The sequence below is a fragment of the Roseomonas indoligenes genome (assembly GCF_017813365.1).
Taxonomy (GTDB): Bacteria; Pseudomonadota; Alphaproteobacteria; order Acetobacterales; family Acetobacteraceae; genus Roseomonas; species Roseomonas indoligenes.
This window is the reverse complement of sequence record NZ_JAGIZA010000019.1, coordinates 37,856-64,309: the sequence shown is the minus strand read 5'-3', so window position 1 is coordinate 64,309 and position 26,454 is coordinate 37,856. Positions and strand designations below refer to the sequence as shown.

The following is a 26,454-nucleotide window of genomic DNA, read 5'->3' as shown; positions in this document are numbered from 1 at the left end:
GCCCCTGCCACGGGTCAAGACGGGGGGGTGTTGTGCCCTTCGACCCCAGGGGAGGGGAGAAGGGCTTCTCCCCTCCCCTGGAACCCCACCCCTCATCTTTTTCCGGGGGCTGCCGCGGAATGCCGGGCTGGAATGCGCCTGAGGTCGATGACCTCAGGCGACGGACGGGGCAGCCCCGAAGGACACGAGGACGAAAAGCTTCAGAACCTCCTTGGCCCATCGCATCCGCGGCAGCCTCATGTAGGTCCAGGAGGCTCAGCCTCCTGGCGGAGGGTTCCAGGGAGGCGGCGCCTCCCTGGGGGCCACCGGAACCAGCCCCTCTCAGACCGCCTCCGCGAAGCGCCGCCACCCCGCCGCGCGCAGCTCGCAGGCCGGGCAGGTGCCGCAGCCATGGCCCCAGGGGTGCAGGGGCCCGCGCTCGCCGCGGTAGCAGGTGTGGGTGTCCTCCACGATCAGCCGCACCAGCGGGTCGCCGCCCAGGCGCTGCGCCAGCCGCCAGGTTTCGGCCTTGTCGATCCACATCAGCGGCGTTTCCACGACGAAGCGGGATTCCATGCCGAGGTTCAGCGCCACCTGCAGCGCCTTCATCGTGTCGTCGCGGCAGTCCGGGTAACCGGAATAATCCGTCTCGCACATGCCGCCGACGATGTGGCGCAGCCCGCGGCGATAGGCGAGGGCGGCGGCGAAGGTGAGGAAGATGAGGTTCCGCCCGGGCACGAAGGTATTGGGCAGGCCGCCCGCCTCCATCGCGATCGCCACGTCCCGCGTCAGCGCCGTGTCGGAGATGTCGCCCAGCACGGGGATCGCAAGGGTGTGGTCATCCCCCAGCCGCTCGGCCCATTCCGGCTTTATCGCCCGCAGCCCGGCGCGCAGCGCGCCGCGGCAGTCCAGCTCAACCCGGTGGCGCTGGCCATAGTCGAAGCCCACCGTCTCCACGCGGCCGAAGCGGTCCAGCGCCCAGGCCAGGCAGGTGGTGGAATCCTGCCCGCCGGAGAAGAGAACCAGGGCGCCTTCGTTCTGCATCGGAGTGCCTAGATCAGCCCCTTCAGGCGCAGCAGGCCGAAGGCGGCCATGCTCATCGCGTCCACGATCACGCCGTCGCGCAGCATCGCCTCCACCTCGGCGAGCGGGAAGTCGCGGCAGACCAGGTCCTGCTCCGTCGTCTCGCGCGCCGTCTCGCCGGCGGTCAGCTCGGTGGCGAGGAAGACGTGCCCGCGCTGGTTGCAGTAGCCGGCGCCCTGGAACATCTCCCCGGCATAGGTCATGCGGCCGGCGATCAGCCCGGTTTCCTCGCGCAGCTCACCCGCCGCGATCCTCGCAGGGTCCGTGCCCGGGCGGGTCTCCCACATGCCCATCACGAACTCCCACATGCGGCGCTGCACGGGGTAGCGGAACTGCTCCACCAGCGTCACGCGCCCGTCCTGGACCGGCACCACCACCACGAAGTCGGAGCGCTCGACGACGCCATACAGGCCCTGGGACCCGTCCTCGCGCCGGATGATGTCCTCGCGCACGCGGGTCCAGGGATTCTCGTAAGCCAGCCGCGTCGAGAGGGTCTCGATCGTCACGCCATTCCCCCGTTGATGGAGATTACCTGCCCGGTGATGTAGCCCGCGCGGGGGGAGGCGAGGAAGGCGACGAGGTCCGCCACCTCCTCCGGCCGCCCGGCGCGGCGCGCGGGCACCATCCCCCGGATCTGCTCCGGCGTGAAGGACGCGGCGGCGGGGCTCTCGACGAGGCCGGGCGCCACCGCGTTCGCCGTCACGCCGCGCGGCGCGCACTCCATGGAGAGCGACTTCACCGCGCCGTGCAGCCCCGCCTTGGCGGCGGCGTAGTTCGCCTGGCCGCGATTGCCCATCACGCCGGAGACGGAGGAGACGGCGATGATGCGCCCGAAGCGCGTGCCGATCATCGGCAGCAGCAGCGGCCGCATCAGGTGGAAGAAGCCGTTCAGCGAGACGTCCACCACGGAGTGCCACTGATGCGCGGACATGCCGGCCATCGGTGCGTCGTCATGCGTGCCGGCGTTGTGCACGGCCACCTGCACCGCGCCGGCTTCCAGAACGGCGGCCAGCGCCGCCTCGCAGGCGGCGGCGTCCGTCAGGTCGAAGGTCACGGCCTCCGCGCTGCCGCCGGTGGAAGCGATCTCCGCCGCCAGGGCCGTCGCGCGCTCCGGGTTGGCGCTGGCATGGACGATCACATGGTGTCCGTCGCGCGCCAGGGCGCGGGAGATGGCGGCGCCGATGGGACTGGCACCGCCGCTGACGATCGCGCGGATCATGGCGTCTCCGGGGGGGCTTCCGGGATGATAATGGCCGCCTGGCCGGAGAGCAGGATGCGATCCCCCGCCGCAAGCGTGAACGTGTAGACGAAGCCGCGCGCGGCGCGTGACAGGGCGCGCGCCTCCACCTGCAGATCGGCGGCGATGTCGTCCAGCCGCTCCACCGCCATCTCCACGCCACGCAGGCTGGCGAGGTATCCCGGCGGCTGCGCGTCCCCATCGCCGGTCAGCGCGCCATGCGCCGCCATGGCCTGCAGCGCGTACTCCACCCCGCAGACTGCGGGCAGCATCCCGTTCCGCCGCAGCGGGTTGGACGGATCGCGGTGCGAGGTGGCGGTGCAGGCGATGGAATCCGCGTCATGCGCGGCCACCCGGTCCAGCAGCCGCATGGCGCCCGCATGCGGCACGCTCGGCGTCGTCACGGCGTGCCCAGCTCCAGCACCACCGCCCCGCCATCGGCCAGCGGCAGCCCGATCCGCGCGGCATGGCCCGCTGCCAATGCCCGGAGCAGCGGCAGCGCACGGGCGGCCGGATTGCCCGCCACCAGCGAGGCCAGCGCCCCCGCCGAGCCCTCCTCCGCCGCCTCCGCGAGCTCCACCGCCAGCGGCGTGCCCGCCCCATGCGCCTCCGGCACCAGCACCAGCGCGGCGGCGAAGGGTGCCTCGGTCCGGCGATGGGCGTGCAGCGGCAGGGGAAGCGGCGCGTCGTAGGCGCAGAACAGCACGGGCACGCCGCGCGCGACGACCGCCGCCACCGCCTGCATCAGCCCCGATGGAAAGCTGTCGTCATGCCCGCCAAGGCTGACGGAAGCGCGCGTGGATCCCGCCGCGATCCCCCAATACCCCGCCGCGGCATTGTGGACGGAATTGTGGAACTGCGTGGGGGAGATTGCCCCGTCCCCGGTCGAGAGCGCGTCCAGGATGGACCCCACCACCGCCCCGTCCCCGTTGGAGGAGGCGAAGACCGTTTCCAGCTCCGCCGCCGGCAGGCCGGATGCTGCGGCGGCCTCCCCCGCGGCAGCCAGTGCCAGCCGGACGGAGGCGCTGGTGCGCCGCCGCTCGGTCGCGGGCAGGGCGGGGGGCGGCGGCAGGGCGACAGGCTCCGGCTTCCAAGGTGCCTCCCCGGTCAGGGCGGCGCGGGAGGCCTCCCAGCCCGGCAGGCCCGGCCCGAGGAGGCCGACGCCAGCAATCCGGCACTTCATGGTGCGGTTCCCGTGACCCCAGGGAGGCTCTGCCTCCCTGGACCCTCCGCCAGGAGCCCGAGGCTCCTGGACCTGCCCTGGGCTGCCGCGGACGCAATGATCGAAAGGCGGCGCTGGAAGGCTGTTCGATGCCGTGTCGGCCCGGACCGCCCTGTCAGTCGCCTGAGGTCATCGACCTCAGGCGCGCCGCCAGCGAAGCACTCCGCGGCAGCCCGATAGAAGAAGATGAGAGGGGGTCTAGGGGGAGAGAATTCCTTCTCTCCCCCTGAGGCCACTCGCGAGGCCAGGCCAGAACGAACCGCCGCCAGGATCAAGCCGCGCAAGTCCTCACGCCCGCCCGATGACAAGGGCGCAGTTGCTTCCGCCGAAGCCGAAGGAGTTGCTGAGCACCCGCCGCACCGGCCGGGCCCGGTTTTCCGTCGCCACATCCACCCCGAAAGCGGGGTCCCCGGCCTCCAGGCCCAGGCAGCCCGGCACCAGCCCGTCCGCCACGCAGATCGCCGCGATCACCGCCTCCAGCGCGCCGGAGGCGCCGAGGGTATGGCCCGTCCAGCCCTTGGTGGAGGAGCAGGGCACGGAATCCCCGAACAGGGCGCGCACGGCCACCCCCTCCATCGCGTCATTCGCCCGCGTGCCCGTGCCGTGGAGGTTGATGTAGTCCACCGGCTCGCCGCCCGCCGCCTCCAGCGCCGCGCGCATCGCGGCCACGGCGCCGAGGCCCTCGGGGTGGGGGGAGGACATGTGGTGCCCGTCCGCGCTGGCCCCTGTGCCGAGCAGGAGAGGGGCGCCGGGGGCCGCGTCCTCCGGCCGCATCAGCAGGGCGAAGCCCGCCGCCTCGCCGATGGAGATCCCGTCCCGGTCCGCCGCGCAGGGGCGGCAGGCGGCCTTGCTCAGCAGTTCCAGCGCGTTGAAGCCGTGCAGCGTCATCCGGCAGAGCGTGTCCACGCCGCCGACCACCGCCGCGTCGCAGACCCCGGCCGCGATCAGCGCGCCGGCCTCCAGGAAGCTGCGCGCGCCGGAGGTGCAGGCGGTGGAGATGGAGACGACGGGGCCGCGCAGCCCCAGCCGGGCGCGGACGTAGCGGGGCAGGGCGTGCAGGTCGTGGGTATGGGCGAAGTCGAAATCACCCGGCAGGGTGCCGTCCTCGGCCCGGCGGGCATAGGCGGCCTCGGTCTCCGCGATGCCGGCGGTGCTGGTGCCCAGCACCACGGCCACGCGGTGTGCCCCGAAGCGGCCTGCGGCCTCCCGCACGGCCGCTTCGAACCCGTCCTGGCGCAGGGCCAGTTCCGCCAAGCGGTTGTTGCGGCAATCGAAGCGCGCCAGCTCCGCCGGCAGCGCCACCTCCTCCAGCCCGGGGACGCGGCCGACCCAGATGCCCGGCGGCATGCCCGGCAGGTCGCAGGGCGCAAGGCCGCCGCGCCGCGCGTGCAGCGCCGCCCGCGTCGCCTCCACCCCCACGCCCATGGCGCTGGTGGCGGTGAGGGCGGGCATTGCGAGGGATGGAACCATTCGTTGCATCTAAACGCTGGATCGTATCCGGCAAGCCCGATCGTTGAAGCAGGCTTGGCGGTTCAGGCCCCGACGAGGCGGCGCAGGTCCGCCTGCGGGCGGGCGCCGAAATGGGAGATCACCTCGCTGGCGGCCACGCTGCCCCAGCGGCCGCACTCGGCCAGCGGCAGGCCGCGCGCATGGGCGGCCAGGAAGCCGGCGGCATAGGCATCGCCCGCGCCGGTGGAATCGATGGGCGTGGTGGGCACGGCCGGCACCTCGATCACGCCCTCCTTCGGGCTGATGATCCGGCTGCCCTTCTCGCTGCGGGTCAGCGCCACCAGCTTGCCCGTGGCCGCGAAGGCCTGGGTCGCCGCCTCGACATCCACCGCATCGAACAGGGCCAGCGCCTCATCCTCGTTGGCGAAGACGATGTCGGCGTCCCGCGCGATGAAATCGAGGAAGGCGGCCTTGTGGCGCCCGACGCAGAAGCTGTCGGAAAGGGTGATGGCCACCTGCCGCCCCGCCGCGTGCGCGATGCGGGCCGCCTTGCGGAAGGCCGCCTGGGCCTCCGGCGGGTCGTAGAGATAGCCCTCCAGGTAGGTCACGGCGGCCGATTCCACCGCGCCCTGGTCCACGTCCTCCTCCCCGAAGGTCACGCAGGCGCCGAGATAGGTGTTCATCGTCCGCTGCCCGTCGGGGGTGACGAGGATGAGGCAGCGCGCGGTCGGGGCGCCGCCCTTCAGCGGCTTCGTCGGGAAGTGGATGCCGAGCTTCTTCAGATCCTCGGCGAAGGCCTGGCCGGGCGCGTCCTCCGCCACCTTGCCGAGATAGCCGACCTTCGCGCCCAGCGCGGCGGCGGCGGCGCAGGTGTTGGCGGCGGATCCGCCGCCGGTCTGCACGCCCTCCCCCACGGCCGCATGGATGGCGTTGGCGCGGGCGGTGTCCACCAGGGCCATGCTGCCCTTGGCCATGCCCCACTCCGTCAGCGTGGCGTCGGTGGCGGAGGCCACCACGTCCACGATGGCGTTGCCGATGCCCAGGATGTCCAGCGCCTGCCGATCCGCCATGCCCAAAATCCCCTATGCCCGATCCCTTTGCCCGGGATCGACGATGCCCCGGATCGACCCGGTTCCGCCCATGCCCGCGCGCCATACCAGCGCGCCCGCATCATGACCATCAGGCAAAGACCCTGGGGCGAAGACCATGGCGCCATGGCGGAAAACCGGCGGCCCTGGCCCGGCGCCCGCGGAAAAATCCGCCCGGCCTGGGAAGATCGCTGCCCCTGGGGCGTTGTCCGCGGCCTCCCGCCCGTGATAGCCCATCCCCGCAGGCGCGGGGCCAAGGCGTTCCCGCCAGGCCGGAGGCCGTTGGGGTCCCCGGGTTCCGGCATCATCCCCGGGGCCGCGCCGCGCCACGACAGCCTTCGCCAGGGGGAACTGCCATGTCCGGAATTTTCCGTCGCCGCCCCGCCGAGCAGGGGCCCTCCGAGGCCGAGCCCGCGACCGTGCCCGTTTCGCGCGATCCCGACCTGGCCATGCCCCCCTTCCGTCCCACTCCGGGCCAAGCCCCCAAGGACCCCGCCATGAGCCTGCCGCCCAAGCCGACTGCCCCGAGCGCCCCGACCGGCGCGCCGAGCGCCCCTGGCGTGACCATGCCGCCGCGCCCGGCGGGCCGCCCGGCCGCCGCCGAGCGCCGCACCCTCGTCGTCGGCAAGGGCATCTCCCTGCAGGGCACCGTGGCCGATGCCGAGCGCCTGGTGGTCGACGGCACGGTCGAGAGCCAGATGATCCAGGCTTCCGAGCTGCAGATCACCCATTCCGGCGTCTTCAAGGGCGAGGTCCAGGTCGAGGACGCGGAGATCGCCGGCGTGTTCGACGGCACCATCACCGCCCGCGGCAACCTGACCATCCGCGCCACCGGCCGGGTGCTCGGCGTGGCCCGCTGCCGCCGCCTCTCGGTGGAGGAGGGCGGCCAGCTCTCCGGCCGCATGGAAATGCTGACGGACGCCCAGGCCGCCGCGGTCCAGCCGTCCCAGCCCACCCAGCCGGCCGGCGCCCCCGCCGCCCCGCCCCGCATCTGATCCGGAAGGGGCGCGCCCCTCGCGCGCCCCTCCCTTCGGCGACCCCGCCGCCATCCCCGGGTACCCGTCCCCTCCTTCCGGCAAATTCCCGGCGATGACCGCCCTGTCCGGCCTCCGCGCGCCCCTCCTGATCCTGCTCCTCACGGGCTGCGTCCCGTCCGGGCCGGACCGCGCCGCCAGCGAAGTGCTGCAGCAGGTGCTGGAAAACCACCGCGCCACCCTCGCCGGCCTCAACACCGAACCGCCGCCCCGCACCCTTCCGGCCACCGGCCGCGGCGCGCCCTCCGGCGTCTCCGCCCTGCTCGGCCAGACGCGGGAAGGGGTGATCGCCGCCCTCGGCCAGCCCACACGGCGCCGGCCGGAAGGCGAGGCGGAAATCTGGCTCTACCAGGGCACCCATTGCGCCCTGGACGTCGTCCTCTACCGCGAATCCAGCACGCCCCGCGTTGCCTGGGCCGCCGCCCGCGCCTCCGGCACGGAGTCCCGCACCGAGGCGGGATGCCTCTCGGAGCTCACCTCGGGATAGGGGTGTGCGGGTGCCCCAGGGAGGCTCCGCCTCCCCGGACCCCTCCGCCAGGAGGCTGAGCCTCCTGGACCTGCATCGGGCTGCCGCAGATACGATGACCGAAGGGCGGCGCCGCAGGTTTTCTGATCTCAGTTCAGCGCGGGCGGACTTGTCCCGCGCCTCGGGTCATCGACCCGAGGCGAACCGCCAGACGTGCATGCCGCGGCAGCCCGAAAGAAAAAGATGAGGGGTGGGGTTCCAGGGGCGGGGAGAATTCCTTCTCCCCGCCCCTGGGGCCGCTCAGCGCGCCGGCAGGTTCCGGGCGGTGGCCGCGGCCTGCCCCAGATCCTCCACGAAGCGGTCGTACTCCCTTGCCTTCGCGGCCGGGTCGGGGAGGCGGAGCAGGTAGGAGGGGTGAACGGTCGGGTAGAAGGGCCGGCCTTCCGGGTCCCGCAGCAGGGAGCTGCGGACCTTCGTCACCGGCATGGCGCGACCGGAGACGGCGCGCAGCGCGGTGGCGCCGAGCGTGACAATCAGGCGGGGCCCGACGAAGCCGATCTCGCGCATCAGGAAGGGGCGGTAGAAGGTGATGTCGCCGGCGTCCGGCGACTGGTGCAGGCGGCGCTTGCCGGTGGGCGTGAACTTGAAGTGCTTCACGGCATTGGTGACGTAGGCCTCGTCGCGGGGCACGCCCGCCTCCTCCAGCGCCTTGTTCCACAACCGGCCAGCGGGGCCGACGAAGGGCTGGCCCTTCAGGTCCTCCTCATCGCCGGGCTGCTCGCCGATGAACATCAGCAGCGGGTTCTGCGGGCCCTCGCCCATCACGGGCTGGGTGGCGTTGGCAACCCAGGGCGGCAGGTCGTTGCGCGCCAGCAGGTCGCGGCGGAGCGCGGCCTGGGCTTCCGCGAAATCCTCGTTGGGGGTCAGCAGGTCGGCAGGCATGGAGGAATCAACGCCTCCGGGCGCCTCGGGCTGCGCGGCGCGGATGATGGCGGGCAGGTGGACCGCGCGCTGGCGGCGCTCGACCGGCGGGGTGGCGCCACGGGCGACCATCTCGGCCACGCGCTTCGGGGCCTCCTGCATCAGGCGGGGGATGTCCTGGGCCTCGGGCAGGTTGCGCCAGTACTTGCGGGGCATCTCGGCCCGCATGGCGTCGGGCTTCAGGCGCGCGGGGTTGAAGATGGAGGCGAAATAGGCGCGCCAGAGGGTCTCGGCCGCGTCCTCCGCGGGCGCGTCGGCGCGGCGGGCACCGGGCCCGAAGGTCACCGCCTCGCCGTCCCAATGGGCGGACAGGGCGGGGGTCAGGATGCTCCAGCGCAGCATGGCGAAGCGGCGGACGAAGAAGCCGGACTCGGCGCGCAGGATGTGGTGCTCGGGCTCGTACCAGGCGACGAAGCGGTTCTCCGGGGCGGGAGCCGCCACGGGGGCGAGGCGCTCGGGCACCATCTCGTTGGATGCCTCGAGCGGGCCGAGGTCGCGCAGGGCCGGGGCGATGCTGCGGGTGGGGGCGGTATCCGGCACCCCCATGGGCCCGGCCTCGGCAAGGGGCGCGGCCAGGGCGCCGTCCTCCACGCGCACCTCCCGGAAGCGGAGGAAGGCGTGCATCTTGTGCGCGTCCCGGCGCACGGCGCGGGCCATGGTATTGGCGCGCGAGATGGCGGGGTCGGCGGCATCGTCCAGCAGCCCCCGCTCCTGCTGAAGCCGGTGCAGAAGCCCGTGCAGCAGGGCGAAGCGGGCGGGATCGCGATGGCGGATGACAAGCCCAGCCAGGTCCGGAAAACCGCGGGGAACGCGGGGCGGCGGGGCTTCCGCTGGCGGCGCCGGCGGGGGGCTACCGCCGAAGAGGGGAACGGGATCGCCCTCCGCGCGCCACTCCACCTCCTCCGGCGGGATGCCCGCCATCACCAGGGCGCGGGCGGCGGCGCGCCAGCCCTCGAAATCGTCGGGGGTGGCGAGGGTGACGTTATGCATGCGCGAAAAGGGGCAGCTGCACCGGGCGCGGCGCCAGCCCGGCGGGAAGGATGGCGGCGCGGTCCGCCATCCCGCCTTTCGGGATCAGCATGGCGCGCAGGTCCGCGCGGTCCAGCAGTCCGGCGCGCGGGTGGTGGTCCAGCGCGGTGACGAAGGGCGCCACCTTGCGGATGCTGACGCGCAGCCGCGCCAAGTCCGCCATGCGGAAGGACCGGACCCGGCGGGAGGAGATGACGCGCTCCACCGTCTTCGCGCCCAGCCCGGGCACGCGCAGCAGCATTTCCTTGTCCGCGCGGTTGATGTCCACGGGGAACATCCAGCGGTGCTTCAATGCCCAGGCGAGCTTGGGGTCCACCTCCAGGTCCAGCATGCCGTTCTCGCCGCCCGCCATGATCTCCGGCGCCGTAAAGCCGTAGAAGCGCAGCAGCCAGTCGGCCTGGTACAGCCGGTGCTCCCGCACCAGCGGCGGCGCCACGGGCGGCAGCAGGGCGGAGGCGTCGGGGATGGGGGAATAGGCGGAGAAGTAGACGCGCTTCAGCCGGTAGGAGCCGTAGAGGTGCGTGCTGGTGTCGAGGACCGTCGCATCCGTCGAAGCATCGGCGCCCACGATCATCTGGGTGGACTGGCCCGCCGGCGCGAAGCGCGGCGCGGCGGCGCGCGGGCCGCCATTCATGACGATGCGCGCCTTCGCGGAGTCCGCCCTGGCCTCCTTCGCCTCCTCGATCCGCGTCCGCAGCCCCGCCATGGCCACGCGGATGCGCCCGGCATCCTTCTCCGGCGCCAGGGTCTTCAGGCTGGCCGGCTGCGGCAGTTCCACGTTGATGGAGAGCCGGTCCGCGTGCCGCCCCGCCTCCGCCAGCAGCGCCGGGTCGGCGTCGGGGATGGTCTTGAGGTGGATATAGCCCTTGAAGCCGTGCGTCTCCCGCAGTTCGCGGGCCACGCGCACGATCTGCTCCATCGTGTAGTCCGGGGAACGGATGATGCCGGAGGAGAGGAACAGCCCCTCGATGTAGTTGCGCCGGTAGAAGTCCAGCGTCAGCCCCACGATTTCCCGCACGGAGAAGCGCGCCCGCCGCACGTTGGAGGAGGCGCGGTTGATGCAGTAGGCGCAGTCGAACACGCAGGCATTCGTCAGCAGCACCTTCAGCAGGGAGATGCAGCGCCCGTCCGGGGCATAGGCATGGCAGATGCCCATGCCTTCCGTGCTGCCCAGGCCACCATCCCGGCTGTCCCGCTTCTCCGTGCCCGAGGAGGCGCAGGAGGCATCGTATTTCGCGGCGTCGGCCAGGATCTCGAGCTTCTCGCGCAGCTCCATCGGCGCCCCTCGTCACTGAAGGGGGCATATGGGCATCCGTCCCGATCAGGCAAGAACATACTGGGAACCGGGCAGGGCTTCGTGCTTGGGAAATCCGCTGGGCGGGAGTATGTGCTGCGGCGCAACAGCGCCGAGCCGAGGCCATGCCCGACACCTCCTACCCCAAGCTGCACTTCATCTGGGGCGGCATCTTCACCGACGCTTCCTTCAGCACCCTGGAGCCGGGCGCGGAGGAGAGCTACGGCCCCTACCACGACGAGAAGACCGCCGACCGCGTGTGGAACGAGAAGGCGCGCCGCAACATCGACATCGCCAACCACCGCCTCTTCGTCATCAGCGTGCCGCGGCCGGGCGGCGCGAAGGTGGGGTGACCTTCGGGAGGCCTTGCCTCCCGGACCCTCGGGACAAACGCTTCGCGTTTGCCCGGATTAGGGGAAGAAGGAATTCTTCCCCTGGGCCCCATCATCTTCTTCTAGGTGGCTGCCGCGGAAGGCTGGGCTGTTCCGTGGAGCAAGCAGACTGATCCAGCGGCAGCACGGGCTGCCATGCCCCACGCCGAGCGGCGTGGCCGCTCGGCGAGCTACCAGTTCCGCATTCTGCGGCAGCCCTGAAGAAAAAGATGAGGGTGGGGGTTCCAGGGGGAGGGAGAATTCCTTCTCCCTCCCCCTGGCCCGTTAGCGGTACCGGTCCTCCCGCGTCAGGAACCCCTGCACGTAGCGGGCGACCCCGTCCTCCAGCCCCGTCATCGGCGCGTTGTACCCGGCGCGGCGGAGCTTACCGAGGTTGGCCTCGGTCCAGTACTGGTAGCGGCCGCGCAGGGCTTCCGGCATCGGGAAGAACTCAATCTCCGGCGGCTTCCCGAGGGCGGAGAAGACCGCGCGGGCGAGGTCGGCGAAGCTGCGGGCCTGGCCGGCGCCGATGTTGTAGAGGCCCGAGGGCGGGTTGCCGTTCAGCAGCCAGAGGATGACGTCGCAGATGTCGTCCACCCAGACGAAGTCGCGGGACTGGCCGCCATCCCTGATATCCGGACGGTCGGAGGCGAAGAGGCGGGCGGGCTCGCCGCGGCGCACCGCCTCCGTGATGTTGTGGACGGCGCTGCGCATATGGCCCTTGTGGTACTCGTTCGGGCCGTAGACGTTGAAGAACTTCAGCCCGTACCAGCGGGGCGGCGCCGCCTCGCCAGCCTCCACGATGCGCGCCACGCGCCGGTCGAAGACGTGCTTGCTCCAGCCGTAGAGGTTGAGCGGCTGGAGGGTGGCGAGGAAGGCCGGGTCGTCCCTGTCCTCGAAGCCCTGATCCCCGTTGCCGTAGGTGGCGGCGGAGGAGGCGTAGAGGAAGGGCGTGCCGGTGGCCGCGCAGTGCCGCCAGAGGGTGAGGGAGGCGGCGAAGTTGTGCCGCATTACCTCGTCGCCATCGGCGGCGGTGGTGTCGGAATTGGCGCCCAGGTGGATCACGCCATCCAGCGCGGGGGCGTGGGCCAGCCAGGCCTCCAGGGCGTCGATGGGGACGAAGTCCGCGAACTCGTGGGCGCGCAGGTTGCGCCACTTGCCCTCGGTGCCGAGGGCGTCGCAGATCACCACGTCCGTCCGGCCCTCGGCGTTGAGCCGGGCCAGCAGGTTCGATCCGATGAAGCCCGCGGCCCCGGTCAGCAGCAGCATCTGGCGGCCCCCTGTTCTGTCCGGGCCGTCTCTTAGCCAGGAGGGGGCCGATTGCCACCCCCTTCGCCCCGGGTCTAAGCCCCTCGCGCGATGCAAACCCTGGACGACGCCTGGATCTGGCTGCGGGACACGGCCCTGCCGTTCTGGCTGGACCGCGGCGTGGACTGGGACCGGGGCGGCTTCCACGAGTGCCTGGAACTGGGCTCGGCCCGCTGCCCGGCGGATTTCCGGCGGCTGCGGGTGGCGACGCGGCAGGTCTTCGCCTTCGCCGCCGCCCATGGCGCCGGGCTGGCCCGCGCGGGGGAGGCGGTGGAGACCGGCATTACCTTCCTGCGCCGGGCGCGGGGGACGGATGGGGGCTATCCCTGGCGCTACGGATTGGACGGGACGGTGCTGGACGGGCGCCGGGACCTTTATGACCACGCCTTCGTCCTGCTGGCCCTCTCCGCCGCCGCCCGGGTGCTGCCGGCGGAGCCGCTGCGGCGGGAGGCGCTGGCGCTGCTGGATTTCCTGGACGGGCACATGGCCCATCCTGCCGGCGGCTACGCGGAAGGGCTGCCCGCCACCCTGCCGCGCCGGCAGAACCCGCACATGCACCTGCTGGAAGCCTGCCTCGCCGCTTTCGAGTCCTTCGGGGAGGCGGTGTTCCTCGACCGCGCCACGGCCCTGGCCCGCCTGTTCCTGGACCGCCTGCTGGACCCCGCGACCGGCGCCCTGCCGGAATTCTACGGCGACGACCTCCGCCCGGTGCTGCAGGACGGCCGCTTCGCCTGGGAACCCGGCCACCACGCCGAATGGGCCTGGCTGCTGGACTGGCACCGCCGGCTCGCCGGCCCGCTGGAGGGCGACCCGGCCGCCCGCCTGCTCGCGGTGCTGGACAGGCAGGGCCTGCGGCAGGGTGCGGCGGTGGATGCGGTGTGGAGCGACGGGGCGGTGAAGGAGGCGGGCTTCCGCCTCTGGCCGCAAACGGAGCGGCTGAAGGCCGAGGCGCTGCGGCCGGACCGGACGGCGGCGGGCCAGGCCGGGGCCGTCGCTGCCCTGGCCCGCCACATCGCCGGCGCCCCGCCCGGCCTGTGGTTCGAGCGGCTGGACCCCTCCGGCCGGCCGCTGGACGAGCCCGCGCCGGCCAGCAGCCTCTATCACCTCACCGCCGGCATCCTCGTGGCGCGGGCGGCAAAACCCGCTATGGAGCCCGGCCTGTCAGGAAGGGTGGGATGATCGATTTCGGCGGCCGGCGCATCCTCTGCCTCGGCGACGTGATGCTGGACCGGTTCCAGTACGGCCGGGTGGAGCGCATCTCGCCCGAGGCACCCGTGCCCGTGGTGCGGATGGGCGACAGCCGCGCCATGCTCGGCGGCGCGGGGAACGTGGCGCGCAACATCGCCTCCCTCGGCGGGGAAGCGGTGCTGGTCGGCGTGGCAGGGCAGGACGCCGCCGGGCGGGAACTGGCCGCGCTCATCGCCGGCACGCCGGGGCTGGAGGACGCGCTCATCCCCTCCGCCACCCGCCCCACCAGCGCCAAGACCCGGATCATCGCCGGCCACCAGCACGTGGTGCGGCTGGACGAGGAGGTGACCGCCCCGATCGAGGCGGCCGATGCCGTCGCCATCCGCACCCGGGTGGCCGCGCTGCTGCCGGGCTGCCACGCCCTGGTCCTGTCCGACTACGCCAAGGGCGTGTTGGGGGAGGAGGTGGTGCGCCACGCCATCGCCACCGCGCGCGGCCTCGGCCTGCCGGTGCTGGTGGACCCCAAGCGCCATGATTTTGGCTTCTACGCCGGCGCCACGGTGCTGACCCCTAACCTGAAGGAGCTGCGCGCCGCATCCGGCCGCCGCACGGAGACGGAGGCCGAGATCGCGGAGGCCGCCCGCGCCCTGCTCGGCCCCGCAGGCGCCGGCGCCATCCTCGTCACCCGCTCCGAGAAGGGGATGCTGCTGGTGGAGGCCGATGGCGGCGTCCACTCCGTGCCCGCCCACGCGAAGGAGGTCTTCGACGTCTCCGGCGCCGGGGACACGGTGATCGCGGTCGCCGCCCTGGCGGTGGCCGCCGGCCAGCCGCTGGCGCGCGCCATGCGGATCGCCAATGCCGCCGCTGGCGTCGTCGTCGGCAAGCTCGGCACCGCGACCCTGGACATGGCGGAGCTGACCGCCGCGCTGGAGGCGGAGGAAGCGGAGGTCACCGACATCGCCGGCAAGATTGCCGCCTCCGCCGAGGGCGCCATTCCCGTGCTGGACGGCTGGCGCCGACGTGGCCTGACCATCGGCTTCACCAACGGTGTTTTCGACATTCTCCACCGCGGCCATGTCACCATGCTCCAGGCCTGCCGCGCCGCATGCGACCGGCTGGTGGTGGCCCTGAACACGGATGACAGCGTGCGCCGCCTGAAAGGCCCCACCCGCCCGGTGAACGGACTGGAAGACCGGCTGGCCGTGATCGCCGCGCTGCAATCCGTGGACCTGGTCCTGGCCTTCGGCGAGGACACGCCGCTGGAACTCATCACCCGCCTGCAGCCGGACGTGCTGTTCAAGGGCGCTGACTACACCGAGGACCAGGTGGTGGGCGCCGATGTGGTGCGGGCGCGCGGTGGCCGCGTGGCGTTGATCGACCTGGTGCCGGGGCGGTCCACGACGCGGATCATCGAGCGGAGCCGGGCGGGGTAGCGCGGGTGGAGCCAGGGAAGGGGAGGATTCCTTTTCCCCTCCCCTGGGGCAACCGCCCGAACGCCTCTCAGGCCGCCACCCGCCCCTGCTCCACTTCCAGCCGCACCACGCCCACCACGGAGCGGAGGTTCCCGGCCACAAGGTGGACCATGCCTTCGGGCAGGGTGACGGAGATTTCTACCCGCATGGCCGTGCCTTCCCGCGAGGCGCGGAGGCGATCCGGCGTCAGGTCGCGCTTGGCGAGGGGTTGGAGAAGGCGCGGCAGCAGGCCCGGGGAGGGCTCGGCGCGCAGCAGGTAGCGCATGGAGAGGACGCGCTCGCCTTCCTCAACGAGGACAGGGGCGGACGCCAGGAGGGCGCCGGGAACGGCATCGAACATCGGGAACGGATCTCTTCCGAAAGGGGCGGGGGCAGTTGGCCCGGCCGCCCGCCTGCGCGTCCTGGGGCCAGGGCATTCCCTGGCCCGCGCGCCGGTCAGGCGACCGGGCGGGTAATTCGGCGCATTCGGCGCCCGCGCAGGGTTCGGAAGCAAGTCATCGCCGGATGGTATGGCCCATGGCGCGGCAGGCCAAGCGCCCGTTTGCGGGCACGGACGGCTTGGCTGCCATGCACTGAGCGCGGGGCAGGCTAGTCAGGCCTGGCATTTCCGGGGGCGGGCGCGTCCGGGCCGGGCCGCGTCGCCTCCGGTGGCGGCACCTCGGCAGGCGGCCGGGGCGGGGGCGGGGTCGTCTCGCGCGGCGGCGCCTCGGCGGGCGGGGCGGCCGGCGGAGGCGTCGTCTCGCGGGCCGGCGGTTCCGCGGGCGGAGCGGCCGGGGGTGGTGTTGTCTCGCGCGGTGCCGGCACGACCGGAGGCGGGGCGGGCGGCGGCGTGGTCTCGCGGGGGGGCGGCGGCTCCGCGGGCGGGCGCGGCGGGGGCGGCGTGGTCTCCCGTGCCGGAGGCTCGACAGGCGGCCGGGCCGGGGGCGGGGTCGTCTCGCGCGGCGGCGGCTCGGTCGCGACGGGCGGGGCGGGGGGCACGCGCTCCGGGCGGGGCGCCGCGGCGGGCATCACCACGATGGAGACGCTGCGGGCCACGGTATTGCCGGTGTTGCGGCTGAACCCGGCCACCCGGGCCTCGGAGCGCAGCCGGGCTTCGGGCAGGCCGGCGGCCTGCAACGCGTCCTTCACCGCGCGGGCGCGGCGGGCGGCGAGCTGGACGCTGGTCTGCTGCCCGCCCTCGCGCTGGGCATGGCCGAGGATGCAGGCGTTGCGGCCCGGCTCCCGCTTCATCAGATCGATCGCGGCCGCGAGGGAGGCGCGGGCGGCGTCGGTCAGCCGGTCGCGGCCGGCGGCGAAGGGAACCGCGAAGACGTCGTCTTCCAGTTCCTCCGCTCCGATGCAGTTGAAGGGCGGCTGGGGGCGTGCTGGCTGGGCGAGGGCGGTGCCCGCCGAGAGAACCAGCAGGAGGGCTGCGGCGCGGAAGGGGATCATGCGGCGGCGAGCGCTCCGGCATCGGTGAGGCGGTTGAGAAAGGCGGGGGCGTCCACGGCCGGGTGGGCGGCCTGCAGCGCGGCCGCATCCACCTCCCGCCGGGCGAGAAGCCAGCCGGCGGCCTCGGCCTCCGGCGGGGTAAGGGGCAGGGTGGCGCTGGGTGTCTTCAGCACCCATTCCGCGCCGCGCCGCACGGGCTTCGTGCCGGGGGCCAGCACGCGGAAGCCGGGACCGTCGGATGCAAGGCCGGCCGAGGGGGCCTCCGCCGCCGGCGCCAGCCCGCGGAAGCCGAGCAGGTCGACGCCGCCGCGATGGTAGCGCGCCTCCGCCACGTGGCGGGCCAGCACCTGCAGAACCTGCGGGTCCCGCGCCAGCTCCGCCATCCGCTGGCCGAGCTGGGCGGCGCGGGTGGTGAGCGCGAATTGCGCCGCCGCCGTCCCGTCCTGCCGCGGCAGCGGCGCGCGGAAGATCGGGTCCTGGATGGCGCGCTCAGCCAGCATGTTGGCCAGGTCCACGCCGATCGGGGCGTGCACGCCGTAGGCGACATGGACGGAACTGGGTCCCTCCGCCAGCGCGTCGTGATACCAGCCGCGCGGCAGGTAGAGCAGGTCGCCCGCCTTCAGCAGCACCTTCTCCCGGATGGTGCCGCGGGCCCGCTCGTGATGGGCCTGGCCGAGACCGCGGAAGGCCGGGTGCGGGATCGGATATTCCGCACGCCCGGACCAGATGTTCCAGGTCTTCTCTCCCTCCACCTGCACCGCCCAGACATCGTGGGTGTCGAAGTGCGTGGGGAAGGCCTTGTGCGCCTGGAAGGAGATGTAGACGTTCGCCTGGGCACGGCCGAGGCCGGCATTCTCCAGCGCCTCGCTCACCCCCGCCAGCCCGGGGGTGAGGCTGTCCACGTCGTTCATCACCACGGATGCCCCGCGCCCCACCCATTCCCGCAGCCTGCGCGAATCGGGCTGCATGACAGGCGCGTTGTCGCGGTTGGTGGCGCGGGTGCAGTAGGCCTCGGGCGGCACGGGCTGCCCGTCCATCTGCAGCTTCAGCGACTGGCTGGACCAGTTGTGCGTCTGGTTCAGCAGCCGGTCGATCACGGACCAGGACAGGACATTCGCGAACTTCGCCGCGCCGCCCTTGATGTGGAGCGGCTGCTTGTCGTGGAACTCCGAAAAGAACCGCTGCGGGTCCATCGGAGCGAGCAGGTCAGTGAGGGTGAGGGCCATGGCAAGGCCAAACTAGGGCGGAACGACGCAGGGCGGAACGGGCAGCGGTGTTACGGTCGTGCCTTCGTTCCATTCTGTCGGGCCTGTGGCACCAGGAGGGTTCTGCCTCCCTGGAACCCTCCGCCAGGAGCCTGAGGCTCCCGGACCTGCATAGGGCTGCTGCGGCTTCGATGATCGAGGGCGGCGCTGAAGAGATTTCCAAAACCGTGTCGGCCAGGGCCGCCCTGTCAGTCGCCTGAGGCCACCGACCTCAAGCGCGCCGCCAGCGAAGCATCCCGCGGCAGCCCTCTAGAGAAAGATGAGAGGGGGGCCAGGGGAGAGGATTCCTTCTCTCCCCCTGGGCCACCCGAACCAACAGCCCGGAAGCTCCGCTACCCCGCCACCTGTCGTGCCCAGGCCAGCCCCACCCCATCCGCGCCCGAGGGCAGGGCGGCGGCGGGATGGTCCATCCAGGCCAGAATGTCCCCGATCACGGTCGGCGCCCGCAGGTCCCGCAGGGGCATGTGGTGCACGTCGCCGTAGTAGGCGATGCGGACGGGGGCGGCGGGCGGCAGGCGTTCCAGCAGCGCCCGCGTGGCGATGGGCGGGACAAGCTGGTCGCGGGCGCCGTAGACGAGGAGCACCGGCGGCGTGCCCGGCCCGAGGCGGGGCGCGGCGGCCAGGGCGTCGTCCATCAGGTCCACCAGACCCTTGGTGGTGTCCACGCGGGTTTCGCGGATGGTCAGGGGGTCGCGCGCCATCCGGCGCAGGGCCGCCAGGTTGTCGGTGGGCATGATGCCCGGCACGCCGGAGGAGACGGCGACGCGCGGCAGGGTATGGGCGAGGAGGTCGAGCAGCCCGACCATGATGCCGGGCATCGTCACCCGCCCCCAGACGGCCGGGGCCAGCAGCACGTATCCGTCCGCGGGCGGCGGCGAGGGGCGGGTGGCGGCCAGAAGCAGCACGGCGCCGCCCATGCTCTCGCCCAGCAGGAAAAGGGGGAGGTCCGGATGCCGGGCCTTCAGCAGGCGGGCGGCGGCAGCAGCGTCGCCGGCCAGGGTTTCCGCCCCCGGCCAGACGCCCCGGTGCGGCGCACCCCCGAAGCCGCGCTGGTCATAGGCGTAGACGACGAGCCCGGCCTTGTTCAGCGCCGGCGCCGGCTCCGTCATGAAGTTCCGGCTGTCGTTGAAGCCGTGCAGGCAGAGAAGAACGGCGCGGGGCGGGTCCTCCGGCAGCCAGGCACGCATGGGCAGGCGCGCGCCATCGGCCATCACCAGCGCCTCCTCCCCCAGCGCCGGATCGGCGAGCGGGGGGCCGGCGGGGATGATCTGGGGGGCGCAGGCGGCCAGCGGCAGGGCCAGGAGGGCGCGGCGGGAGGGGTGGGCGGGCATTCCCCGCCATGTGGCGACGCGGGCGGCGGCCATCAGCCCCCCGGTCCCCGCCCTCTTCCCTGGCGCAGCCGCCGGGCGGCCAGCACGGGCAGCCGGGCCAGGAAGCCCAGCATCAGCCGGGTGTGCATCCCCGTCAGCAGCAGGTTGTCCCGCCCGTAGCGGAAGTGGGAGACCCCGCCCTCGGCCGGGGTGAGGTAGCGCACGGCGGCTGCCAGGTTCCGCACGGGCACGCCGCGCCAGGCCAGGCGCACCGCGGCCTCGGCGTCGAAGTCGTAGCGGCGCATGAAGGGGTTGCGGCGCATCACCGCCAGCAGCGGCGCGATGGGATAGACGCGGAAGCCGTAGAGGCTGTCCCCGATCGCCTCCCCGCCCCGGCTGCACCACAGCGTCTCCAGCCCCGCCCACCAGTTGGAGACGCGGCGGCCCCGCACGCGCAGCAGCGGCGCCTCCGCCCCGAAAACAGGGCGGCCGAGGATCATCGCCTCCGGGTGGGCCGCGCTCTCGGCCATGAAGTCGGGGATGCGCTCGGCGGGGTGCTGCCCGTCGGCGTCCATGGCCAGGGCATGGGTGAAGCCCTCGGCCGCGGCCGCTTCCAGCGCGTCCCGGATGGCGGCGCCCTTGCCGCCGTTGCGGGCCCGCTCGATCAGGCGGAAGCCGGGATCCCGGATGCCCCGCAGCGGGACGGAAGAACCGTCCGTGCTGCCGTCCACCACCACCCACACCACGGGCCAGGCCGCGCGCGCGGCCGCAACGGTCTCCGCCAGGCGCGGGCCGGTGTCGAAGCTGGGGATGACGACGAGGTGCGTGCTGCTCGAAGCAGGGCGGCTCAAAGAAGGGCGGCTCAACGCAGGGCGGTTCCCAGGCGCGCCGCCATCTGCCGCCGCAGGCCCTCCGCGAAGGCCTCCGAGCCGCCGGCCGCCGCCACCCTCTCCCCCAGCCGCACGCGGTAGCGCAGCGGGAAGGACGGGCGGCGCCAGAAGGGCCACCCCTTGCCGAGGTAGCGCGTGTTGCTCTCGATCAGCACGGGCTGCACCGCCGCCCCGGCGCGGCGGGCGATCAGGGCGAAGCCCGGGTGGAAGGGCCCCAGCCGCCCGTCCCGGCTGCGCGTGCCCTCGGGAAAGACCAGCAGGTTGGCTCCGCCGCGCAGCGCCTCGGTCGCGCGCCGGATCACGGAGAGGCCGCCAGAATTGGGGATATAGCCTCCCAGGCGACCGCCGCCGAGCATCGGGTTCCGCTCCAGCCCCGCCTTCATGATGCAGACCGTGTCCGGCACGCGGGAGACGACGAGCATCACGTCGATCATGGAGAGGTGGTTGGGCACGAGGACCAGGCCCCGCGCGCCCCGCAGGCTGTCGAGAGCCGCGAGGTCGAGATGGACGAGGCCCGCCCGCTCCGTCAGCCGCAGCAGGATCCGGAAGCCCCGCGCAATGGCGCGGCGGCCGAAGGCGCTCCCCTTCCCGGCCGGCAGCACCGCCCAGATCCCCAGGGCGGTCAGCCCCCACCCCAGGTAGAAGATCCCAAAGACCGCCAGGACGCCCCAGAAGGCCAGCAGGTCCCGCAGCCAGCGCGACCGGTCCGGCGGGGGCAGGGGCGGCAGGGAGTCCGCCGCGGGTGCGGCGGGAAGCGGCGATGGCAAGCGGTTCCCCAATCCGGACGGTGGGGGCCGTTGCGGCCCCGCCTCTCGTTCGGTTGGCGGCAGGATACACGGGAACGGGGGTGGCGCCCTAGGGTCTGTAAAGTTCCGGGCGCGTGCGGGCCGTCATCCCCCGGCGGAAAGGACCTGGCCCGGGGCATGGCGGCCCTCCCGGACCGCCCCCGCATGTCCCCGGCGGCGTCAGGGATAGTCCGGCAGGTGGTTCAGCAGCACGTACTGCTCCGCGATGCTCGCCTGCGCGTGGTGCGACCCCGCGATGTATTCCAGCTCCGCCAGCTGCAGGTTCCGCTGCATCGGCGTGTGGTGGTCGAACCGGTGCAGCAGGCCGGTGAGGGTGCTGGAGAAGCGCACCACCCGCCAGGCGCGCTCCACGCAAACCGTGGAGTAGGCGTCCAGCTCCGCGTGGGAGCCGCTGCGATAGAAGCCCGTCAGCGCGCGGCTGAGCACGCGCACATCGGCCACGGCCATGTTCAGGCCCTTCGCACCGGCGGGCGGCACGATGTGCACGGCGTCGCCGGCCAGGAACAGGCGGCCGTGCTGCATCGGCGCGGCGACGAAGGCCCGCAGCTTCGCCAGGTCCCGCTGGAAGATCTCGCCCTCCTCGATCTCCGTGCGGCCCTCGTCGAACATGCGGGCGTGCAGCTCGTCCCAGAAGCGGTCGTCGGACCAGGAACTCGGATCCGTGTCCGCCGGCACCTGCAGGTAGAGGCGGGAGACCTGCATGGAGCGGCGGCTGCACAGCGCGAAGCCGCGGTCGCTGTTGGTGTAGGTCATGTCCGCCATCGGCCGCGCGCGGGCAAGCACGCCGAGCCAGGCGAAGTCGTAGGCCTGCTCGAAGACCTGCAGCACGTCCGCCGGCATCGCCGCGCGGCCGGCGCCGTGGTAGCCGTCGCAGCCCGCCACGAAGTCGCATTCCAGCACCTTGTCGGTGCCGCCTTCTGGGCCGCCTTCCGTGTAGTGGATACGCGGGCGGTCCGTCTCGATCCCCTCGATCCGCGTCACCGCCGCCTCGAACACCAGCGGATCGCCGGCCTCCACGCGGGCGGCGATGAGGTCCTTCACCACCTCCTGCTGACCGTAGATCATCACGGAGCGGCCGGTCAGCCCGGGCAGGTCGAGGTGGATGGTGCGGCCGCGGAACCGCATGTCCAGCCCCTCGTCCACCAGCCCCTCGCGCCGCATGCGCGCATCCAGGCCCAGGCGCTCCAGCGTCTCGATCGTGCCCGGCTCCAGCACGCCGGCGCGCACGCGGCCCTCCACATAGGGGCGGCTGCGTGCTTCCAGGATCACGGATTCGATCCCCTGCGCCTTCAGCAGGTGGGAGAGGAACAGCCCCGCCGGGCCCGCGCCGATGATGCCGACCTGGGTTCGCATGCCGCCCTCCTGCCCGTGGGGCGCGGAATGTGTCCCGCCCCCCTGTCGCGGCAAAGACGCAAAACACCGCGCCCCGGTTCGAAATCCCTTATCCCCGCCCCGCCCGGCCCCGGATTGACCCGCCGGGGCAAGTGTATGAGAGCATCCCCGACCGGACGCCCGGAAACCGCCGAAAGGATCCCCCATGCGCGCCTGTTTCGTCGATGCCGGGGACGCCCTGGCGGATGTGATGGAGCGGCTGCACCGGCCGGACGACATCCCCGTGGCCCTGCACCGCGACCCCGACGTGACGCCGGACCAGCTGCCCGCCGTGCTGGATGGCGCCGAGATCGCCATCATCGATCACACCCAGCTGCCCACCGCCATCGCGAAGCAGTGCAGGGGCCTGAAGCACGTGGTGTTCCTCGGCACCGGCGCGCGCAGCTACATGAACCCGGAGGAGCTGGAGGCCGAGTGCGGCATCCAGGTCCACATCATCAAGGGCTACGGCGACACCGCGGTCGCCGAGATGGCCTTCGCCCTGATGTGGGCCGCCGCCAAGGGCCTGGCCTTCATGGACCGCGGCATCCGCGCCGGCCGCTGGGACCGCACGGAAGGCATGGAGCTGACGGGCAAGACCGTCGGCCTCATCGGCTACGGCGGCATCGGGGCTGAGATGGCGCGCCTGTGCCGCGGCGCCGGCATGAAGGTCCTGGCCTGGAACCGCACCCCGCGCGAGACCGAGGGCGTGACCTTCACGGATCTCGACACGCTGCTGGCCGAGAGCCACGTCGTCTCCCTGCACCTGCTGCTGAACGACGAGACGCGCGGCTTCCTCTCCGCCGAGCGCATCGCGAAGATGCGGCCCGGCGCCATCTTCATCAACACCGCCCGCGGCGCCATCACGGACGAGGCGGCGCTTGCCGCGGCCGTGGAGAGCGGCACGCTCCGCCATGTTGGCCTGGACGTCTATGCCGAGGAGCCGCTGCCCGCCGGCCACTTCGTCTCGAAGCTGGAAAACGCCACGCTCGCCGCCCACTCCGCCTTCCGCACGCCGGAGGCCACGGACAACCTGATCGAGGCATCGCTGGTGCATTGCCGGCGGATCGCGCGGGAAGGGTGACCCAAGGGGCTCCGCCCCCTGGACCCCCGCCAGGAGCCTGAGGCTCCTGGACCTGCTTCGGGCTGCCGCGGAGACTGACTTGCGGCGGGGTCTCCGGTGACGGGCCTTCTCCTGCCCTGGCAATCGCCTCGGCTCCACGAGCCGAGGCGCACCGTCAGCGCAGTTCAGACCAGCTCGAAAAAGAAGATGATGGAGAGGGGTCCGGGGAGAGGAAGAATTCCTTCTTCCTCTCCCCGGGACAGACCGCCAGCCCAGGAAAAGGACCCGAAGGCATGACACGCCATGTCGCGGTGATCGGCGCCGGCATCGAGGGTGCGGCCAGCGCCATCGAGCTGCTCCGCGCCGGCCACCGCGTGACGATCCTGGAGCCGGGGACGCCAGGTGGAGAGCAGGCGGCCAGCTTTGGCAATGCGGGGTGGTTGTCCTCGCACTCCGTGCTGCCGCCCAGCGCACCGGGGCTGTGGCGGAAGGTGCCGGGCTTCCTGGCCGATCCACTGGGGCCGCTGGCCGTGCGCTGGGGGTATTTCCCGCGTGTCCTGCCCTGGCTGCTGCGCTACCTCGCCGCCGGTTCCACGGAGGAGAAGCTGCTGCGGATCGCGAGGTCGCTGCGGCCGCTGCTGAAGGACAGCGCCGTCCTGCACACCGCCCTGGCGGGCGAGGCGGGCGTGCCGGAGCTGATTGAGCACCGGGGCCTGATGAACGCCTGGCACTCCCGCGCGGGCTTCGAGGCGGAGGCGATGGGCTGGCGCATCCGCCGGCAGGTCGGGATCGCGTGGCGGGAGATCGAGGGCGAGGCCCTACGGGAAATCGAGCCGGACCTGGATCCCGCCTATGGCTTCGCCGTGCTGGTGGAGGAGGCGGGGCGCTGCCTTTCCCCGGGCCGCTACATCGCGGCGCTGGTGGCCCATGCACAGGCGCAGGGGGCCGCGCTGCGGAAGGTGGCGGCCACCGGGCTGCGGCTGGAAGGCCGGGCGCTGAAGGGCGTCGCCCTCTCGGACGGCACGGTTCTGGACTGCGACGCGGCGGTGATCGCCTGCGGCATCCGCTCCGCCCCGCTGGCGGCCCAGGCCGGGGACGGCGTGCCGATGCAGACCGAGCGCGGCTACCACGTGATGCTGCGCGGCGCGAATGCCGGGCCGCGCCACTCCATCGGCCTCGGCGCCGCGAAGATGGTGGTGAACCCCATGGCGGACGGGCTGCGCGCCGCGGGGCAGGTGGAGATCGCGGCGCTGGACGCCCCCCCGAACTGGAAGCGCGCGGAGATCCTGCGCGACCACCTGCTGAAATCCTTTCCCGGCCTGCCCGATCCTTTCCCCGCCGATCGCGTGAGCATGTGGCTGGGCAACCGCCCGAGCACGCCGGACGGCATGCCCGTCCTCTCCCCCTCCTCCCGCTGCCCGGAGGTGATCCACGCCTTCGGCCACGGCCATGTCGGGCTGGTGGCAGGGCCGCGCACCGGGCGTATCGTGTCCCAGCTCCTTTCCGGCCGCCCGCCGGAGATCGACATCGCCCCCTTCTCCCCCACCCGCTTCCGGTAGGCCGCCCATGACCGCGATCCCCGCCCCTTCCCCCCGCCGCGGCGTCGCGAAGGGCGGCCAGGCGCTCTACGGCGTTCCCTTGGGCATCCTCATGCTGGAGGCGCGCTTTCCCCGCATCTATGGGGACATGGGCAACGGCACGACCTGGCCCTTTCCCGTCCTCTACCGCCTCGTCCGCGGCGCCAGCCCGGAGAAGGTGGTGCTGAACGGCGCCGCCGGCCTGCTGGAAGATTTCGTGGAGGCCGCGCGCGACCTCGTTTCCCAGGGTGCTGAGGCCATCACCACCAATTGCGGCTTCCTCTCCCTCTTCCAGAAGGAAATCGCGGCGGCCGTGGGCGTCCCCGTCGCCACCTCCAGCCTCATGCAGGTGCCCTGGGTGCAGGCGATGCTGCCGCCGGGCCAGCGCGTCGGCCTCGTCACCGTCTCCGGCGGCAGCCTGACGCCGAAGCACCTGGAGTCCGTGGGCGTCCCCCTCGACATCCCCATGGAAGGCACGGAGAGCGGCCGCGAGTTCTTCCGCGTCCTCATCAAGGCCGAGAAGGACGACATGGACGTGGACCTGGCCGAGCAGGACGTGGTGGAGGCCGCGCAGCGCCTCGTCGCCCGCCACCCGGAGGTGGGCGCCATCGTGCTGGAATGCACGAACATGCCGCCCTACGCTGCCGCCGTGCAGCGCGCCACCGGGCGGCCGGTCTACGATATCTACTCGATGATCACCTACTTCCACGCCGGGCTGCGGCCGCGGGACTTCGCGCGGTGATCGCCGACGGGCCAAGGTAGAGGAGACGGAACTCTCCCCTCCCTTGGATCCCTCCTCTCACTCTTCTGCTGGGGGCTGCCGCGAGATGCTCCGCTTCGGTTCGCCTCGGGTCTCTGACGCGAGGCGCGGGACCTGCCCGCCCGCGCTGAACTGAAATGCAAAGGAGTCTGCGGCACCGCCCTTCAATCACCGTATTCGCGGCAGCCCGATGAAGGTCCAGGGTTGGACCTATCGGCCCAACCAGCCCCCTGGGATCACCTGCTAAAAACAGGTCAGGACGGGATCAGTCCTGGGGTCGCTCGCTGATCGCAGGCGCGGCGACGGCGCCGGCCAGGCGCGTGCCTTCGCCCAGCCGGATGCTGCCATCGGGCTGGGGTACGGCCAGCGGGGCAACCAGGATGTCCGCGCTGGTGCCGGTCACGCCCAGGGCGCGGGCGACGGGCGGGGTGATGTCCAGCAGGCGCCCCGCGCTGTCCGGGCCACCGGCCTGGACCAGCACCATGGTGGTGCGCCCGTTCTGCATGTTCTGCACCCGGGCGGTGGTGCCCTGCGGCAGCACGCCGCTGACGCCCACGGCCGCCGCATTGGCCAGGGACGGGGTGTTCAGCACGCGGGCCTGGGTCTGGCGGGCCTTGCCGGAGCGGTCGGTGGATCGGGATGGGGCGGGCGTCGGACGCGGCGCCACCTCGATGATGGCGCTGGGAGCCTGTTCCCGCGGCGCAGCGAGCACCAGGGAGGCCTGCAGGATGCAAACCGCCGCGATGACCAGCCTGGCCGCCCCGCGAGAAGACATGACTA

Annotated in this window: 26 protein-coding genes; 8 read left to right on the top strand and 18 right to left on the bottom strand. The window is 72.7% G+C overall.

The window, feature by feature from the left end:
• Nucleotides 1-321: 321 nt before the first annotated feature.
• The 7 genes from queC to J5Y10_RS22875 all read right to left on the bottom strand — a co-directional run bounded on the left by queC (nucleotide 322) and on the right by J5Y10_RS22875 (nucleotide 6,040).
• A complete protein-coding gene (gene queC, locus J5Y10_RS22905; protein ID WP_209376445.1) occupies nucleotides 322-1,023 on the bottom strand; it encodes a 7-cyano-7-deazaguanine synthase QueC in 702 nt (233 codons plus the stop codon).
• 8 nt (nucleotides 1,024-1,031) lie between these two features.
• Nucleotides 1,032-1,568: an NUDIX domain-containing protein gene (locus J5Y10_RS22900; protein WP_209376444.1), complete on the bottom strand. Its 537-nt coding sequence runs from the start codon at nucleotides 1,566-1,568 to the stop codon at nucleotides 1,032-1,034.
• Nucleotides 1,565-2,281 carry a 3-oxoacyl-ACP reductase FabG gene (fabG, locus tag J5Y10_RS22895; protein ID WP_209376443.1) on the bottom strand — a complete coding sequence of 239 codons (717 nt, stop codon included), beginning with the start codon at nucleotides 2,279-2,281 and terminating at the stop codon, nucleotides 1,565-1,567. The genes J5Y10_RS22900 and fabG overlap by 4 nt, the downstream gene beginning before the upstream one ends.
• Nucleotides 2,278-2,703, bottom strand: coding sequence for a hotdog family protein (locus tag J5Y10_RS22890; RefSeq protein WP_209376442.1), 426 nt, complete (start codon nucleotides 2,701-2,703; stop codon nucleotides 2,278-2,280). The genes fabG and J5Y10_RS22890 overlap by 4 nt, the downstream gene beginning before the upstream one ends.
• Entirely contained in the window at nucleotides 2,700-3,482 is a 783-nt protein-coding gene (locus J5Y10_RS22885) for a beta-ketoacyl synthase chain length factor (protein ID WP_209376441.1), read from the bottom strand. The genes J5Y10_RS22890 and J5Y10_RS22885 overlap by 4 nt, the downstream gene beginning before the upstream one ends.
• A gap of 327 nt (nucleotides 3,483-3,809) precedes the next feature.
• Nucleotides 3,810-4,991: a beta-ketoacyl-[acyl-carrier-protein] synthase family protein gene (locus J5Y10_RS22880; RefSeq protein ID WP_209376440.1), complete on the bottom strand. Its 1,182-nt coding sequence runs from the start codon at nucleotides 4,989-4,991 to the stop codon at nucleotides 3,810-3,812.
• Between the two features lie 62 nt (nucleotides 4,992-5,053).
• Nucleotides 5,054-6,040: an adenosine kinase gene (locus J5Y10_RS22875; protein WP_209376439.1), complete on the bottom strand. Its 987-nt coding sequence runs from the start codon at nucleotides 6,038-6,040 to the stop codon at nucleotides 5,054-5,056.
• Between the two features lie 374 nt (nucleotides 6,041-6,414).
• Between J5Y10_RS22875 and J5Y10_RS22870 the strand changes: the two genes are divergently transcribed.
• The gene (locus tag J5Y10_RS22870) at nucleotides 6,415-7,053 is read left to right on the top strand and encodes a polymer-forming cytoskeletal protein (RefSeq protein WP_408901598.1); all 639 of its coding nucleotides are present in this window, start codon (nucleotides 6,415-6,417) and stop codon (nucleotides 7,051-7,053) included.
• Between the two features lie 94 nt (nucleotides 7,054-7,147).
• A complete protein-coding gene (locus J5Y10_RS22865; protein WP_209376438.1) occupies nucleotides 7,148-7,579 on the top strand; it encodes a hypothetical protein in 432 nt (143 codons plus the stop codon).
• Between the two features lie 279 nt (nucleotides 7,580-7,858).
• Here the strand turns inward: J5Y10_RS22865 and J5Y10_RS22860 are convergent, their stop codons facing one another.
• Both J5Y10_RS22860 and J5Y10_RS22855 read right to left on the bottom strand, forming a co-directional pair.
• Entirely contained in the window at nucleotides 7,859-9,529 is a 1,671-nt protein-coding gene (locus tag J5Y10_RS22860) for a UdgX family uracil-DNA binding protein (protein ID WP_245214993.1), read from the bottom strand.
• Nucleotides 9,522-10,844, bottom strand: a complete 1,323-nt coding sequence (locus J5Y10_RS22855) for a putative DNA modification/repair radical SAM protein (RefSeq protein ID WP_209376437.1) — start codon at nucleotides 10,842-10,844, stop codon at nucleotides 9,522-9,524. Before J5Y10_RS22855 ends, J5Y10_RS22860 begins: the two co-directional genes overlap by 8 nt.
• A gap of 143 nt (nucleotides 10,845-10,987) precedes the next feature.
• Here J5Y10_RS22855 and J5Y10_RS22850 point away from each other — a divergent pair, with 143 nt between their 5' ends.
• Nucleotides 10,988-11,215, top strand: coding sequence for a DUF4170 domain-containing protein (locus J5Y10_RS22850; RefSeq protein ID WP_209376436.1), 228 nt, complete (start codon nucleotides 10,988-10,990; stop codon nucleotides 11,213-11,215).
• A 303-nt stretch (nucleotides 11,216-11,518) separates the two neighbouring features.
• On the opposite strand, the gene rfaD is transcribed toward J5Y10_RS22850, so the two are convergent.
• Nucleotides 11,519-12,502 carry an ADP-glyceromanno-heptose 6-epimerase gene (gene rfaD, locus J5Y10_RS22845; RefSeq protein WP_209376435.1) on the bottom strand — a complete coding sequence of 328 codons (984 nt, stop codon included), beginning with the start codon at nucleotides 12,500-12,502 and terminating at the stop codon, nucleotides 11,519-11,521.
• Between the two features lie 90 nt (nucleotides 12,503-12,592).
• Here rfaD and J5Y10_RS22840 point away from each other — a divergent pair, with 90 nt between their 5' ends.
• Nucleotides 12,593-13,720 carry an AGE family epimerase/isomerase gene (locus tag J5Y10_RS22840; RefSeq protein ID WP_209376434.1) on the top strand — a complete coding sequence of 376 codons (1,128 nt, stop codon included), beginning with the start codon at nucleotides 12,593-12,595 and terminating at the stop codon, nucleotides 13,718-13,720.
• Entirely contained in the window at nucleotides 13,720-15,162 is a 1,443-nt protein-coding gene (gene rfaE1, locus J5Y10_RS22835) for a D-glycero-beta-D-manno-heptose-7-phosphate kinase (protein ID WP_432761264.1), read from the top strand. The genes J5Y10_RS22840 and rfaE1 overlap by 1 nt, the downstream gene beginning before the upstream one ends.
• Before the next feature lie 67 nt (nucleotides 15,163-15,229).
• Here the strand turns inward: rfaE1 and J5Y10_RS22830 are convergent, their stop codons facing one another.
• The 7 genes from J5Y10_RS22830 to J5Y10_RS22800 form a co-directional block, all read right to left on the bottom strand.
• Nucleotides 15,230-15,541 carry an ACT-like domain-containing protein gene (locus tag J5Y10_RS22830; RefSeq protein ID WP_245214992.1) on the bottom strand — a complete coding sequence of 104 codons (312 nt, stop codon included), beginning with the start codon at nucleotides 15,539-15,541 and terminating at the stop codon, nucleotides 15,230-15,232.
• Nucleotides 15,542-15,789: 248 nt separating this feature from the next.
• Nucleotides 15,790-16,632: an OmpA family protein gene (locus J5Y10_RS22825; RefSeq protein WP_209376432.1), complete on the bottom strand. Its 843-nt coding sequence runs from the start codon at nucleotides 16,630-16,632 to the stop codon at nucleotides 15,790-15,792.
• Complete coding sequence (locus J5Y10_RS22820) at nucleotides 16,629-17,858, bottom strand: cupin domain-containing protein (protein WP_209376431.1); 1,230 nt, start codon at nucleotides 17,856-17,858, stop codon at nucleotides 16,629-16,631. Before J5Y10_RS22820 ends, J5Y10_RS22825 begins: the two co-directional genes overlap by 4 nt.
• A 371-nt stretch (nucleotides 17,859-18,229) precedes the next feature.
• Nucleotides 18,230-19,261 carry an alpha/beta fold hydrolase gene (locus J5Y10_RS22815; protein ID WP_245214991.1) on the bottom strand — a complete coding sequence of 344 codons (1,032 nt, stop codon included), beginning with the start codon at nucleotides 19,259-19,261 and terminating at the stop codon, nucleotides 18,230-18,232.
• Nucleotides 19,261-20,058 (bottom strand): glycosyltransferase family 2 protein, encoded by a 798-nt coding sequence (locus J5Y10_RS22810; RefSeq protein WP_209376430.1) that lies wholly within the window; start codon nucleotides 20,056-20,058, stop codon nucleotides 19,261-19,263. The genes J5Y10_RS22815 and J5Y10_RS22810 overlap by 1 nt, the downstream gene beginning before the upstream one ends.
• An 11-nt stretch (nucleotides 20,059-20,069) precedes the next feature.
• Entirely contained in the window at nucleotides 20,070-20,864 is a 795-nt protein-coding gene (locus J5Y10_RS22805; RefSeq protein ID WP_209376429.1) for a lysophospholipid acyltransferase family protein, read from the bottom strand.
• Nucleotides 20,865-21,062: 198 nt separating this feature from the next.
• Nucleotides 21,063-22,256 (bottom strand): 4-hydroxybenzoate 3-monooxygenase, encoded by a 1,194-nt coding sequence (locus J5Y10_RS22800; protein WP_209376428.1) that lies wholly within the window; start codon nucleotides 22,254-22,256, stop codon nucleotides 21,063-21,065.
• Nucleotides 22,257-22,440: 184 nt separating this feature from the next.
• Between J5Y10_RS22800 and J5Y10_RS22795 the strand changes: the two genes are divergently transcribed.
• The 3 genes from J5Y10_RS22795 to J5Y10_RS22785 all read left to right on the top strand — a co-directional run bounded on the left by J5Y10_RS22795 (nucleotide 22,441) and on the right by J5Y10_RS22785 (nucleotide 25,656).
• The gene (locus tag J5Y10_RS22795; RefSeq protein ID WP_209376427.1) at nucleotides 22,441-23,358 is read left to right on the top strand and encodes an NAD(P)-dependent oxidoreductase; all 918 of its coding nucleotides are present in this window, start codon (nucleotides 22,441-22,443) and stop codon (nucleotides 23,356-23,358) included.
• A 272-nt stretch (nucleotides 23,359-23,630) separates the two neighbouring features.
• Nucleotides 23,631-24,896, top strand: a complete 1,266-nt coding sequence (locus tag J5Y10_RS22790; RefSeq protein ID WP_209376426.1) for an NAD(P)/FAD-dependent oxidoreductase — start codon at nucleotides 23,631-23,633, stop codon at nucleotides 24,894-24,896.
• Nucleotides 24,897-24,903: 7 nt separating this feature from the next.
• The gene (locus J5Y10_RS22785) at nucleotides 24,904-25,656 is read left to right on the top strand and encodes an aspartate/glutamate racemase family protein (RefSeq protein WP_209376425.1); all 753 of its coding nucleotides are present in this window, start codon (nucleotides 24,904-24,906) and stop codon (nucleotides 25,654-25,656) included.
• A 283-nt stretch (nucleotides 25,657-25,939) separates the two neighbouring features.
• On the opposite strand, the gene J5Y10_RS22780 is transcribed toward J5Y10_RS22785, so the two are convergent.
• Complete coding sequence (locus J5Y10_RS22780) at nucleotides 25,940-26,449, bottom strand: RlpA-like double-psi beta-barrel domain-containing protein (protein WP_209376424.1); 510 nt, start codon at nucleotides 26,447-26,449, stop codon at nucleotides 25,940-25,942.
• Nucleotides 26,450-26,454: the final 5 nt, after the last annotated feature.